The sequence below is a fragment of the Butyrivibrio sp. FC2001 genome (genome assembly GCF_000424125.1).
Classification (GTDB): Bacteria; Bacillota; Clostridia; order Lachnospirales; family Lachnospiraceae; genus Butyrivibrio.
The window spans coordinates 157,153-171,369 of record NZ_AUJH01000011.1 but is presented as its reverse complement, the minus strand read 5'-3'; the positions used below and the strand labels follow the sequence as shown (position 1 = coordinate 171,369).

General features: G+C 41.9%; 12 protein-coding genes. All 12 read right to left on the bottom strand.

Annotated elements, in window-relative coordinates:
- Positions 1-8: 8 nt before the first annotated feature.
- Positions 9-467, bottom strand: a complete 459-nt coding sequence (locus G601_RS0105670; protein ID WP_207638025.1) for a flagellar protein FliT — start codon at positions 465-467, stop codon at positions 9-11.
- A 155-nt stretch (positions 468-622) separates the two neighbouring features.
- Positions 623-1,054, bottom strand: a complete 432-nt coding sequence (fliS, locus tag G601_RS22105; RefSeq protein WP_242834386.1) for a flagellar export chaperone FliS — start codon at positions 1,052-1,054, stop codon at positions 623-625.
- 42 nt (positions 1,055-1,096) lie between these two features.
- Entirely contained in the window at positions 1,097-2,698 is a 1,602-nt protein-coding gene (gene fliD, locus G601_RS0105660) for a flagellar filament capping protein FliD (protein ID WP_026664764.1), read from the bottom strand.
- Between the two features lie 194 nt (positions 2,699-2,892).
- Positions 2,893-3,351, bottom strand: a complete 459-nt coding sequence (locus tag G601_RS24755; RefSeq protein WP_051205626.1) for a flagellar protein FlaG — start codon at positions 3,349-3,351, stop codon at positions 2,893-2,895.
- A 230-nt stretch (positions 3,352-3,581) separates the two neighbouring features.
- Positions 3,582-3,800: a carbon storage regulator CsrA gene (csrA, locus tag G601_RS0105650; protein ID WP_026491774.1), complete on the bottom strand. Its 219-nt coding sequence runs from the start codon at positions 3,798-3,800 to the stop codon at positions 3,582-3,584.
- A 52-nt stretch (positions 3,801-3,852) separates the two neighbouring features.
- Positions 3,853-4,314 carry a flagellar assembly protein FliW gene (gene fliW / locus G601_RS0105645; RefSeq protein ID WP_026491773.1) on the bottom strand — a complete coding sequence of 154 codons (462 nt, stop codon included), beginning with the start codon at positions 4,312-4,314 and terminating at the stop codon, positions 3,853-3,855.
- 146 nt (positions 4,315-4,460) lie between these two features.
- Positions 4,461-6,656, bottom strand: coding sequence for a flagellin N-terminal helical domain-containing protein (locus G601_RS24750; protein WP_051205625.1), 2,196 nt, complete (start codon positions 6,654-6,656; stop codon positions 4,461-4,463).
- 14 nt (positions 6,657-6,670) lie between these two features.
- Positions 6,671-8,527 (bottom strand): flagellar hook-associated protein FlgK, encoded by a 1,857-nt coding sequence (flgK, locus tag G601_RS0105635; RefSeq protein WP_026664763.1) that lies wholly within the window; start codon positions 8,525-8,527, stop codon positions 6,671-6,673.
- A 101-nt stretch (positions 8,528-8,628) separates the two neighbouring features.
- Positions 8,629-10,314: a flagellar hook-associated protein FlgK gene (gene flgK / locus G601_RS0105630; RefSeq protein WP_026664762.1), complete on the bottom strand. Its 1,686-nt coding sequence runs from the start codon at positions 10,312-10,314 to the stop codon at positions 8,629-8,631.
- A 197-nt stretch (positions 10,315-10,511) separates the two neighbouring features.
- Positions 10,512-11,033, bottom strand: a complete 522-nt coding sequence (locus tag G601_RS0105625; RefSeq protein WP_155834471.1) for a flagellar protein FlgN — start codon at positions 11,031-11,033, stop codon at positions 10,512-10,514.
- 211 nt (positions 11,034-11,244) lie between these two features.
- Positions 11,245-11,523 (bottom strand): flagellar biosynthesis anti-sigma factor FlgM, encoded by a 279-nt coding sequence (flgM, locus tag G601_RS0105620; protein WP_026491769.1) that lies wholly within the window; start codon positions 11,521-11,523, stop codon positions 11,245-11,247.
- 299 nt (positions 11,524-11,822) lie between these two features.
- Positions 11,823-14,174, bottom strand: a complete 2,352-nt coding sequence (locus tag G601_RS0105615; RefSeq protein ID WP_026664760.1) for a YfhO family protein — start codon at positions 14,172-14,174, stop codon at positions 11,823-11,825.
- Positions 14,175-14,217: the final 43 nt, after the last annotated feature.

Below are 14,217 nucleotides of genomic sequence, written 5' to 3'. Positions count from 1 at the left end.
TTTATCACCTAGTTCTTTGTATCATAGAACTGAGGCGGTGTAATCTTGGACTTGTTCATTGTAAGGTAGTAATCAAGAGCAGCTTGGGAGGATTTTCGTCCCTGATTCATCTTATTCCTTGCCACACTGAAATAATTTTTTGCGAGGGCGCTGTTGCGCTTTTCGCCTGCTTCTATGGAGTTTGATAAATCAGTTATCTGTCTTATAAGATCCTGAAAAATCCTTATCCTTTCTTTATGTATTTCTTTGTTTTGGTCAAGCTCTTCTTTTACTCTTTCGTACAAGCTCTCAAATCCGTCATTCAGATTATCGACCCGCCGTATCAGTTCGCCTTTGCGACTAATTGCTTCATCGAAACCTTTTTCATCGAATTCTGTCGTACTTTCAAGTATTTCCTTCTGAGTCTCATTTTCCTTAACTATCTCATTAAGAACTTCAATCTTATCCCTGAGACTGTCTTCCATCATGTCCAGATATGACTCTGTCACTTTTATTTCCCCACTTTCTTCTTATTAACCCTCATCCGGCACTTCGTGCCACCTGTCTTCGCTCCGCTCCGGTCCGCGCAAAACCATCGTCCCCTGGACGATGTGCGCCCCCAATGGGGGAAGGCTTAGATTTACTAAGCTCCTGCTGGGACGCGCTGCGGAGCAGGCGCCTGTCCCCTTGCTATCTTGATAGCTTCCACCCAGGTATCACGCATGGTGTGAATATGCTTATTCACCTCATTCATGATCTCCATGGATTCCTCTCTGTGAAGATCAGCTTCCACAAGCCTCTTCATAAGATAGTTGTATACATTTTCAAAATCCTTTGCAACAGGATATTTCATATCCAGGGTGTTGTTCAGATAATCAATAATATTTTCTACCTTAAGAAGATATGTTGTGAACTTCTTTTCATCATTATTTTCAAGGCCCATAATCGCAATATTGCAGAATTTTATGGCGCCGTCATAAAGCATCAGAGTGAGTTCCTCAGGCTTTGCCTGCTGGATTTTAGTATTCTGATACTGATTCATTTGCTTTGCGTAAGGATTTCTCGTTACCGGCATAGAACCACCTCCATGTTGTAGTCTTGATAGCCATTATTTATATCAGCCTGTTCCCAGCATACCTGCCAGAGAATTGGTCTGCTCATTCAGCTTGGTCATCGCTTTTTCCATCTGGGCAAATTTGTCGTAATACTTATCCTCGACAGATCCCAGCTTATCCTGAGCTTCCTTTAGTTGCTTCTTATACTTATCAACCTGCGTTTTCATCTGCTTATCTTCATATAAGGTATAAGCACTTGAAAACTCTGTAGACTTCATAAGATCTCCGAGCTTTGAATACATCTCGGATGATATCTGCTTGAAGAATTTTGTTACCAGCTCTGGATCCTTTTCGATCTTTGCCTTTAACTTATCTTCTTCATTACTCTTAAGATCATCATCCTCATCGCCGTAAATGTGCCATTTATATCTGTCGCCCTCTTCTGCTTCGAAGTATCCAGGTGTAGCAATATGGAAGGACCAGAATGATGTCATGACCTGAACTTCCTTACCGGTTTCCTTATTGATATCAGTTTCACCCCAGTCATAGGATTTCATCATGATATTCTTCATTTCATTCATGACACGGAAGATTGTCTGATCTCTGGACAGAAGACCATCCTCGATCTTCTTGTTCCATTCCTCTATTTCATCATCCGTCATTTCATCCTTCTGCTCCTTGGTAAGGATGTCATATTCCTTGGCCTCATCTGCATTGTAAAGTGTATACATCTCTCCAATCAGGTCGTTATACTCCTTTACAAAGTTCTTGATCATATCATAGATTCCGCTGGTGTCATCCTTTGTTGTAAGGGATATATCCTCTGCCTTCTGTTTTGCAGTAATGGATAATCCGTTAATATCAAAGGTATTTGTATTTGATGTATACTCAACACCATTAAGTGTGATCTGTGCATCCTCACCTGCGTTATAGGTTGCTCCGTCAGAAGCATTAAGGCCAAGCGCATTTACTACGTTCAGGTCAGATGCATCAAGATCTATCTCAAAACCGGCGTCGGCACCTGATTCGTTAGATGCCATATACATGCGTCCCTGAGTTGCGTCATAGCTGGCATTTAAGCTATAGCCATCGCTGGATTTAAGCTCCTTTATCTTGGAAATGGCATCTGCTATTGTCTCATCTCCCTTAAGCTCAATCTGGAAAGCTTCTCTGGTATCTGTTGCGCCATCAGCAGGCTTTGGACCAAATTTGATGGTAATCTTATTCTTTACTTCTTCAGCTATGTCAGTAGTTGCTCCATAGCCCACCAGATTATCCAGCGTAGTAGTAAGACTTGCCTTGCCATCACCACTCTTAGCCTGCACCTTGCTGCCTGTCATATAGGCGCTGCTTGCAAGCTTATCTACTGAGAGCTTCTGAACACTGTTCATAGCAGTACCGCTTGTTACGATCGATACTGCATCATTGTTGGAAGACTCAGTGGTTTTCTTTGTATAACTTGAATCAAAACGCAGATTACTTAATGTCTTATTGTAGAAGTCCACAACCTTCTTGTTGAGCTCCTTCCACTTATCCATCTTCATATCATGCTTTTTCTGATCACTTTTTATTTTATCTACTTTTTGGGACTCAACCTTCGTCAGCTCGGTGATAATACTCTCTGTATCGAGCCCGGAAGCAAGTCCGGTTATTCTCATGGTCATATGGTGCTCCTTTCTTAATGGGGCATAACCTGCTGAAAATGAGATTTCGCTTGCGAAATCTCTGCGCGCCCGCGGAATTGCGAAGCAATTATCTCCTTATCGCGGGCTGTGCATCCTTTGCTTTTTCAAGCCTTGTCTTGAAAAAGCGCAGAATACCCCTTGCACATTCAAAAATAGCTTTCGAAAGTGATTTTTTATCCTCTTTCGTCGACCATAAGTCCAGCTAATTCCCAAGCTTTTGCAATCATATCCAGTGTTTTCTCCGGCGGCAGCTCCTTAATTGTCTCTCTGGTGGTCTTGTCCACGATCTTAATGGTGATACGGTTTGTATCCTCGTGGATTCCGAACACTGCCTCAGAGTTGTTGAACATTTTCTTGTTCATCTCACTGATTGCATTCTTTATTCGCTTGTTCTCAGCTTCGATCTGTTCTTTTGTCCTCTCCTGACGGGTAGGAACGTTGCTGCTAGTATTTTCCTGAAGCTCTACCTTAGGTGCCGGTGCACCTGTAGATGGCTGGTTCAGTGAAAAATCAGGTTTCTCCTGATTCTGCCCTGCTCCCTCCTGGAATGATACTACTCGCTCAGTTTTCTGAATGTCAGGAATTTGTGTTGTGCTGATTGCACCTACGTTACTGATTGCATCCATAGCCATCACTCTCACCTCCTTGTGTAATTTACAGTGGCTATCCCTTTCCACTTTTTTCAAGGTAAAATCTGTCCCCTTTACAAACAGACATACCTATAGTTTCCTCTATCCATTATATCGGATGTAAATGCATAACATTTAGGTTCTTATAATTATTTAATAAAATGTTTATCCCTGGATAATAAAAAGGCAGCCCCGAAGCTAACTTCGTGACTGCCCCATTAAACTTATCAGAATTATTTAAGCAGATCTGCCAATGCAGAAATACCATCCGCATTTGTTGCTGCTTTGTTCTCCTCCTGAATCTGAAGGTAAACCTCCTTACGATAAATAGGCACTTCCTTGGGTGCGGCGATTCCCACTTTCACCTGATCACCCCTGATGTCTAAAATTGTAATCTCTATATCATTATTAACGATGATAGACTCATTCTTTTTTCTAGATAATGCTAACATAAGCTCTTCCTCTCCTTTTTTATACCTTGCTCCTCACAGAAGTTTCGTGTAATTATTTTCCGGCAGCTTCCTTCTGTTTCTGAAGATAGTCATAAATAGGGTATTTAACAGGATAATCATCATCGTCGATAATGATCTGACAAGCCTTGCAATTACCCGAATTAATAATAATGGGTCCCTTAAGATTAACTGTCATCTTGGTAATATCCTGCGGAACAGTTACTGTTACAAGGATAAGAAGGTCCTCATCCTCAAGCGGCAGAATATCCTTTATGCTCTCCTCTTCAACAACGGGGTTGAAGTCGGGCTTAACATAAAGCGGATCCATAACAGGCATGGCAAAAACCGGGTCATCAAGTGACTGAAGCCATCTAATGTTGTTTGATTCTTTATCCTTATCATGCATCAGCGCAAACTGTGTCATGTCCGGAAAACCAATGATGCCCTTCGGAAACTCGATGATCTTGCTATCTTCAATCTCAATCTCTCCGAAAATTCTGGTCTTTAATTTCATTCTGGTGCCCCTCCATATGAAAATATGTGAATGCTGAATTTCAGCATTTTCCTCGAACTTTCTGTTATTAATTATTGTAACAAATTAACGGTTTTTTGCAAGCCAAATGGTTTTGAACCTGATAACCAATTACCATTAAAAATTTATTAAATATAATTCATAAGGCTGTCTTTTGAAATCTTACCTGTTGCCATAAGTGCTGCCTGGTAGGTCAGCTGTGCTGTTGCAAGATTGGTTGCTGTCTCTGCAAGATCAGCATCCTCATTATCAGACTGCAATGACTTGAAGGTCGTGTTCTGATCCTGAAGTCTTGTATTTATTAGCTCGAGTCTCTTACTTCTTGTACCATTATCAGTTACTGCCACATTTGCCTTATCAAGTGCTACCTGGATGCTTGTGATCTTGTGCTCGAACTCCTCCTGGATGTTCTGTCTGAGATAATCATAAGCCTTCTTGCAGGCATCTATCTCATTTTGTACTACGCTTATCTCGTCCTTATCGGTCAGTCCTGCAAGCTTATCCTGAAGAGTTGTAAGTGTTGTATTTACCAGATTGATATTAGCTGCTATCTGCTCAAGATCGAATATATCTCTTTTTATTGTGGTCGAGAAAACTGAGGTAGCTGCTGTATTTATGGTGATTTTCTGAGCATATCCCACATCGTACTGAATCTCATGAGGTGCATTACCACCATTGTAAATAACACCGTCTCCATCAACACATGCAAACAGGTTCTGAGGTCTGATGTCACCCTCCTGCCACTCCTTCTTATCATAAACCACATCAACTGTGTTGGCATTTGTGATAAAAGGAAGTGCTGAAAGCTTATCATAGAGATAATCATTCAGAAGGACTTCTCCTGTTTTCGCATTAAGATAAACCATGTTGTTATAGGTCTTACTGAACTCCTCATAGGCTTCTTCAAATGCCAGCTCATCATCTCCTTCGTTTCCGGAGTTATAAGCCTTCCTCTTAGGTGCATATTCACCCTTAAGCTGTCTGTAGGCTTCATCTATTTCATCCTCTGTGGATGTTGAATAGATAATATGATCTGTATCTATAACTATTGTAGTTTCCTTATAGGATGAATGCATACTTCCGTTTGCAGTCACTTCAAGAACTGTCTTAGTCCTGTTTTCATATTCATCCTGGGATGTCTCTTTTTCAATTGTATATGTTCCGTCACCGTTTACTGTGGCTACGAAATCATTATCTACATCTATCTTGTACTGCTGCCCAACAGGTCCAAGAAGCGGAACCGTTGTCTCGTTGTTACCGTCTTCATCTGAAAATGCCAGTGTAGATACGCTTGTAGTCTGCATAGATACAACTGCACTTTTTATACCTGTCGGAACATCTACCTGTCCGTCTCCGTCGCCATCTGTGAGAACTCCATCCTTACTTACCTCGAACTGGTACATATCAAAGGTTGTAAGATCAGTTACATTGATGATGTAGCCTCGCTCAGGATGTGTAATGCTTGCGCGCTCTGCGGTGCACTGATAGTTTCCTACTGTAACCGTATATATGTCAGACAGCGGAACATAAGCTATCTGCTCCTCACCTGCTTCGTTGACGAATTTAAGATCAAAATATGTAAGGTCTGTCTCAGTTATGGATGATGTAGCTTCCTGTACCAGATTTTCCCTGTATTTCAGCGCTGCCTTATTCTCATCGCCAACTGTATAATCCAGATCATCATAGGATAGTCTTATTCTTCCGATATCCACCTGACGGATATCATCCTCTTTGGTTTCATTTGCATACTTGCCCTGTGTAGTAGCATCAAGCACATTACCGGCATCCAGATACTGCATGTTCAGGGTTCTGTAGGATCTGCTGATATCAGCTGCGTTGAACTCATCATTTATATCCGTGAAATTCTCAGTTGTGGGTTTTCCGTATGAAAGTGTGGTATCTGTGCGGAAGCCTGTGAAAACATAACGGCCTGCATAGTCCACATTTCCTGTGGAATAGTATTCCTTTGACAGGGCGCTAAGCTGTGTTACCAGAGTATTTAAATCTGCCATGGTAAGATCTTTATTCGCGCCTCTGTTAGCTATACTGATCGCATCCGTAAGAACGTCAGTTATAGTTGAAAGCGCATCCTCTGTAACATCCATCCAGCTCTTTGCGTCCTTCGCATTCTTCTGATAGTACTGATCAAGCTGTGTAACTGTTGAGCGAAGTCTCAAAGCTCTGATAGCAATAACCGGGTCATCGGAGGGTCTGGCTATCTTTTTTCCGGTAGCCATCTGTGTGTTGACCTCATCCTCTGCGACCTTGTTGTTATTGATGTTGTAGAGTGAGTTGTTGTTCATGATCTTGTTGGTAATTCTCATGGTAAATCCCTTTCTTATACGCCCGTCTGGGTGATAAGTCTGTCATAGACCTGTGTTAATGTATTTATCATCTTGGAGTTAAGCGTGTAGCTGTGCTCGTACTGAACAAGAGCGGATGCTTCTTCATCCTCATCAACACCCATTACTGAAAGTCTCTGGTTGCCGATGGTCTTTTCAAGGGCTGTGTATGTACCCTCCAGTGTCTCTGAATTGCTGGCGTTAAGTGCCACATCACCAAGTACCTTATCAAGGAACTCACCGCTTGTTGCGCCTCGGAATATATCTTCCTTTGAAAAGAACTCTCCAAGGTTTTCGATATTCTTGTACTCTGATTCACCCTCTGTGACATCCATCTTGGTTGCAAGAAGATCTGAATTAGCTCTGAGCTCTCTTGTTACTATGAAGTTACCTGCTGTCAGCTCGTAATAGCCCTTGTTGTTTGAGAGTGATGTGAGCTGTGGGTATGAAAACTGTGCGCTGGAATCCATATCGCTGGTTCCGGAGAGTATGTACTGACCTTCCTGAGAGTCCGCTGTGAAGCCCTTAACCATGATGTCGTTAACTCTTTCGGAAAACTTCCTTACCCACTCATTCATCTGCTGCATGTAGTATGGAATTCCCTGGTATGAAAAATCAGCGCCAACAGTTGCTGTCCTGTATTTAGGAGGTGTTGTGGATCTTGTACTCTCTGCCGTAAGTATGAAGGTGTAGGTATCACCGCCGTCATACTGCCACTCCTCGTAGGAGTATATCTTACTTGCCACTTCGATTTTTCCTGCCTGAGGAAGTGTACACTTTGTCATATCCATAAGGTTCGGGTCTGAAACCTTGATGGTAACTGTTGTAAGTCCTGTTTTTGAATCCTTGATGGAATCCTGAACCTCTCCGCTGAAGTAGAAGCTGTTATTTCCATCTCTCATATCGATAAGCCCCTGGAGCTCTCCTCCAATAAGCTTATTATCAAGATCAAATACATCGAGCTTACTGGTGTTATCACCCTCCTTATAGTTGGCGGGCGCCCACTTGATATCGTAAAGTCCGACTATATCGCTCTGATTAACATTTTCATTTGCTTCTCTTGCGATGCAGATAAGCTTTTTATAAGCATATCCGTCCAGTAACTGCTGCTGCCCTGCGATATTTACTATAAGTCTTGTGGCACCGGTCTCTCTCTCAGGATTGCTGGCATCTACCACCTTAGTTTCCTTAACATCTATATCGACAATCTTTGACAATTTATCAAGAAGATCATCTCTCTGATCCCTAAGCTCGTTTGCCCTTGATCCCTGCATCTCGATGACATTTATCTGTTCGTTGAGGGAGCAGATCTGCTGTGCGTAGGAATTTATGGTATCGCAGCTCATTTTTATTTCCTGGTTGATATCGTTCTGAAGCTGCTGCAATGACTCGGACATGTGATTAAAATAATCTGTTATCTGTGACAGAGATGATACGAAGGTAGCCTTTGTCTCAGTTGTTCCTGATGCCTTCATAACATCCTGAAGTGCTGACTGCATCTTGGTGAAAAGACTTGAGAATCCGGTTGTTCCATCGTCCTTAAAGTACTCCTGTGCCAGCTGGTTGAAGTAGTTGCGCTGAGTTACTCTTCCAAGAAGTGTCTCGTTAGTTCTGTACTTTACGTCATAAAACTCGTCGCGAACTCTTTCAATAGCGATGGTATCAACACCCGCACCGGCACATCCATAAGTTGTGAAAACTCTCAGTGCATCCGATGCTCTCTGATCAACCTTCTGACGGCTGTAGTCATCAGTATTGGCATTAGCTATGTTATTTGCAGTTGTGTTGAGTGCTGCATTTGCCGCTCTAAGTCCTGATGCAGCTATGTTTAATCCGAAAAATGTTGAAGGCATATGTTATCTCCTTACTTCTTTTTCAAAGGAACTTCTGCTCTCGCTATCGCTCGCCAGAAGAATGCTAAAATACCAGACTCGAAAATACCTCGTCAGGTATTTTAGCTTCCTAGTGCTGTCACTACATGCTCCAGCATCTCACTTACCACATTTATATATCTACTGGATGCATTAAATGCATTCTGGAACTCGATCATGAACTCAAGCTCTTCATCACTTGATACACCAACTATCTGCTCTCTTGCATTTGATACAGCATCTACCGTAAGCTCCTGATTGGATCTGATTCCCTTGTAAACCTCACCTGAGTTAGCCACCTGAGAAACCAGCATATTGTAATATCCAACGAAGTCTGTCTTTGTTGCCACGTTAGGATTGATCAGATACTTTGCTGTAGTAAAAGTGACCTTCAGCTTTTCAACCGCATCCTGATCCTCACTTCCATCTGCAAGAAGAAATGTCATTGTTGTAGGCAGTTCAAGATATTTTGAATTAACTGCCAGGTTTGTGATCATGTAGCTTTTTCTTACTGTTCCTGCCTTGTGCTCATCATCGATATCGTAGTTGAGGCAATCCTCTTCGTTTAATACTGTGAAAAGATCGTAATCTGAAGTTTTCCCCTCTGCCTCTCCAAGAGTAACAGGATTACTTTCGGCGTTCTCGAACACTTCATTTATTGCTGTGCAGATGTTCTTGATCATCTGGTCAAATTCTGCTTCCACATTCATGATTACTGACTGAGCTATATTTGTGTTGTAATACTGTCCTGAAGCGTCCTCTGTTATATCGTGATAGTTGGCGTGATGGTCACCTCTTGCAAGAAGAGTTGAGCGAAGCTGTCCGATATCGGTGTTCATTGCTGTGGATACGGTCTGTGTAAGGTCGAATACCTTTGCACCTCTGATATCAGTAACTACCCATTCGCCTCTTATTTCATCGTATTCCTTTTTCGCTGCGAACTCCCAATAAGGAGTGTTATATCCAACAGCACTTCCGCCCTTATCTGCAGGAAGCACATTGTCGCATGCCATGTGATTTACATGATCTGTAGTTACGAACTGTGTTCCTTCATACTGTACAAGTACGTTTCCGAAAACATCCTCGTAATAGCTTATCCTTCCAAGCTTTCCAAGTCTGTCCAGGAGGAGATTCCTCTCGTCCCGAAGGTCATTTGCATGCTCCTGATGTCCGGATTCTATCTTAACTATCTCCAGGTTCAGCTCTTTTATTCTGTCGCCGATGTCATTTATCTCTTCCACCAGATCCGCAACCTTGAGATCCATGTTGTCCTGATAATTAGTAAAGCCTTCATATACACTCTTTGCTCTTGTAATGAACTCGTTTGCCCTTGTTACCAGAGTGCTCTGATTGACTGCGTTTGTAGGGTTCTTACTCATCTCCTGAATTGCAACCCAGAGGTTATTCATGGACTCTGCAAACTCTGTGCCGTTCATTTCCTGAAGCTGATCCTCGATCTCTTCAAGGGTTGTTACTGACACGTCATAGAAGGACTCTCTTCCTGTTTCCTGCCTGTAGCTCTGGTCAAGAAAAAGGCTTCTGACCTGCTTACAATTGTTGTAAACAACGCCGAGTCCGGTCTGTTTCCAGGAAATTATTCTGAAATCCTTTTCAGTGGTGATATAAGGGCGAGTGCCCTGTGAAACCTGCTGCCTTGTATAGCCTTCCGTGTCTATATTGGCCATATTGTGAGATGTGGTATTCAGCGCATTCTGTGATGTCTGAAGTCCAGAAGCTCCAATATATAAACTTCCCATTAAAGATGCCATGTACTTACCTCGTATATATCAAATAGCTGATTTCAGCCTTTACACAAAGCTCTTCATATTCTTTATCGGCTAATTAAAGGGTTTTCTTAGAATTAAAATGAAAAAATATCAGGAATTCCTTATGAACGTGAGGATTTTCCATATAAAAAATCGAGCAGGATACGCTATCCCACTCGATTTTGTATATCTCAATAATTTTACTGCTTCGCATCGAAGCGTCCCATAGGTGCTACCGCTATGAGGTCGCCTCTGGTGCCTGCATGTCTCGTATAATTGGCAGTCTCAGGCGCACGCCTTGCAGACTGAATTATATTCATCTCGTACTGCACCATTTCCAAAGAGCTCTGAAGAAGAATCTGATTCTGATCATTTACTCTCTGGACATTGCTTGATATTGATTTAAGCTTATCTCTCTGGATTGCCAGACTTCTCTGTTCATTAGGTCTTGAATTAAGCATCCTTACAAGATCGGTAAGCTTAAGATCGTTGCCCTTTTCTCCGATTACCTCTGCAATGCTGTCCATTACTGCTTCACGTTCCTTATCCACTGCAGAAATAAGAGAAACCACCGCCTGCTCATCCTCTGTTATCTTTGCAAGCTTCTTTAAGTCCCTCTCGACTATAACAGGCGTCTTTTTTCCTGATAAATCAAGGAGTCTCTCATATAATGCACATTCTCTGTCGAGAACGTCTACAAGATTCTGCAATAAGCTAGCCATGTCTATTACCTCGCTAAATAACTATAGCAACAAGGAAGGTCTGCTCTCGCTTCGCTCGCCAGACCTGGCACATTCACCAGACTCGTAAATACCTCGTCAGGTGACTGTCCCAAAAAAGGGCATAGATATAGAGCCTGCCTAATTTCCATCGGAGCTTAAACCGTTTGATTAAGCCGGCTCTAATAGTTTCTATATAATGTTTTCATATTTCTCAAATAGATTCGCTGAGTCTAGCGAGGAGCTTATCTGCAAAATCCTCTCCGCTAACGTCATACGTTCCGTTCTTAATTGCACTCTTGATAGGTGCCGTAACGTCCTCCCTGACATCCGGAGCCTCTTTCACAGCCTGCTTAGCAATCTGAATGTCCTTTCCGATTGAAGAAATCTTCAGAGAATCAGAAACATTACCTGTCTTCTGAGTCTTAGCGGTCTTATTCACTTTGCTGGTGCCATAAACTTGCTGAATCTGGCTGTAAGCTTCTATACGCATATCGTTTCCTCCTTCCTTGGAGAATTTCTTTAGTTCTACTACATTTATCGGCGTATTTTCTATTTACTTTAGAGGGTTTATGAAAAAAAATCAATTGATTTTAAACTCTACCTCTAAATGCTCCCCCGAATGACTCTATCTTGTGGATAGGCATCCCGGCATACCCTATCTTGTAGTGTCTCCTTAGAAAACCCAAGGTGTTGTGTCATTTCTTCCCCACCGATAATAATATCGGACAGCACTTTAGAAAACTTAACCCCTATTTCAAAAAAAAATTTATTTTTTTTTTAGAATTTTGTTCAGTCTGTGAAAACACCCTCCAGAATGCCTAAATCCTCAGTCACAACAACCATTCCATCAGGAAGACCTTCTATTCCATCCGCTGCTCTTATTTCCAGAGTTACTGCTTTTCCTTCATCGAAGTAGCCAAGATCAAGAACCTTCTGGCAGGAAGCATTACCATAGCCGCTAGTGAACTCTCCATTCACATATATCTCAAGGGATCTGTCAGCTCTAGTGTCGCGATTCATATAGAAATAAAGCTTTCCACTTATCTTCGGATGTATCTCATATATACATGTATCGGCAGAACCCTTATCGTCCGCCTCATTATCTCCTTCATTAAGCTGCAGGCATTCAGCTTCCTTAAATACCTCATCATCTCTTCCGGTAAATCTATTCCACAACATCTCCTGGGCTTCAAAGGGATTCTTTGTATCCTCAATGCACTCTAAAAGCTCCGGAATCTTATCCCCTGTAGTAAACTCTGCTGAAAGAGCCTCCCTCTTTTCATAATCAACACCATTCATAATGTATCTGATACCAAGAATAGCATCGGCGCATCTGGTGTTACCCTCTTCATACATGGTATAGAGACCATTGTCATTAAAGCCAAGCCTATACATGAAAAGGCGGTTCTCAACCTTTAGAAGACTATTATAGGTTGTGGTTCCAGGGTACCCAAAGTGCAAAGAATCATTAGGAGTTCTGGGCGAAGTAGATTCTATACGATACCACTCCATTCCCAATGCATAATCTTCTTCGCTTCTAATATCCTCCAGAGTAGCCCTCGTCTCCTCACATTTAGCCATGTAGCCTGTTTCTGTCTCCGCATTCATTGATGAATTTCTGTATATACATATAAAATTCATCGATATATCGACAGTAAGGACAATGGCCAAGATAGCAAGAGCGCCCATATTAACAATATTCCTGCCACAAGAAAGCGCAATGAGCAGCACTTCAACTGCGCACAAAACACCGGCATTAACAACCCATGCCTTATTTCCAATAAATCCAGGCTTTGATAAAAATGCAATTGCAAATAAAACTACCGCAATTCCACCTGATATAAGCACTCCTTTTAAATCTATCCCCTTGTAGTTCACAAGATTCAAATAAACAAGAGTCACGCACACAAAGGAAAAAACAAAGGAATACCTGTACAGATACCCATAGGCCTCCGTTCCTCCGTGAGCCAGGGTATTAAGCGGCTTAATACAGAAAAACATCATTATCACCAAAAGGTAAATGCCCATAAGCACCTTGGTCTTTCTGCCAATAGCCTTATTAAAGAAAAACAAAACACAGGGAATAATAAGCGCTGCACCAAAATAGATATTAGGCATCCCTTCCATGATTTCCAAGGAATCATAGCTCATGCTAAAGAGCTTTGGAAGAACAGCAATTGGAGAGATATATTTTCCGATTGCCTCTGAGGATGGCAGATACTTAGCAAACGCACTTGCCATTTTGCCTGAGTGGTCCTTATTGCTGCCCATAAGAGACATCGCAGTTGGAATCAGGAACCAGGCATCAAGAAGGAGCGAGCCTAAAGTTGCAGCTATAAATTCAAAAAACCTCCTGATCCCATTTTCATAAATGCCGCCAAAGCACAGCAGAACTGCAAGTAATCCCACAAACATCAGCACCATAGCTGCAATATAATAATTCATCACCACCATGATCATGACAGAGACGACATAAATAATTCGTCCTCTCTTCTCGTCACGCATCATCATAAAGAGCCCGATAAGCACCACCGGCATCATGATCACTGCATCAAGCCACATGATATTAGTCATGTTTGCAATCATCCAGCCGCTAAATGCAAAAGCAACAGAAGCTATGATATTAGAAAGGCCTATACAATTAAAAAGTCCACTTGCCCAACCATTCTCATCCTGTCTCTTTACTCTTCCAAATTCTTGTTCAACAGGAAACTTATCAGAAATATATGAAAAGAACACCGAACCAGTTCCAGCCATGGCCGCAAGCTTTAGCATAATAAGGAAGGTTACAGCCACAGGATAATAGCTATCAGGAATAAGCACGAACATCAAAAGGAACGGGCTTATCAGATAATATGCCCATATTCCAAGCATCTTAGCTCCAAGTCCGCAGTTATCAGAATAGAAAAATCCATCCTTCCCATGAAAAACATTGCTGTAATATGAGAAGAAATCCACGTACTGCTGCTTCATATCCTCATACAAAAAGGTCTTATCCCCAAAGGGCGTGATATACAGCACTGCGCAAAGCGCCATAAACAAAAGCACAGCAAAAAAAGCCGCTATTAAAGCGGTAATAGCAGCTTTTTTCCAAAAATCAGAATGATCTATTTTATTTTCCACCTGGCAACCATTTTTCATAGCTTACCCCAACAACAGATTTATCTCCTCTTCCATTGCATAT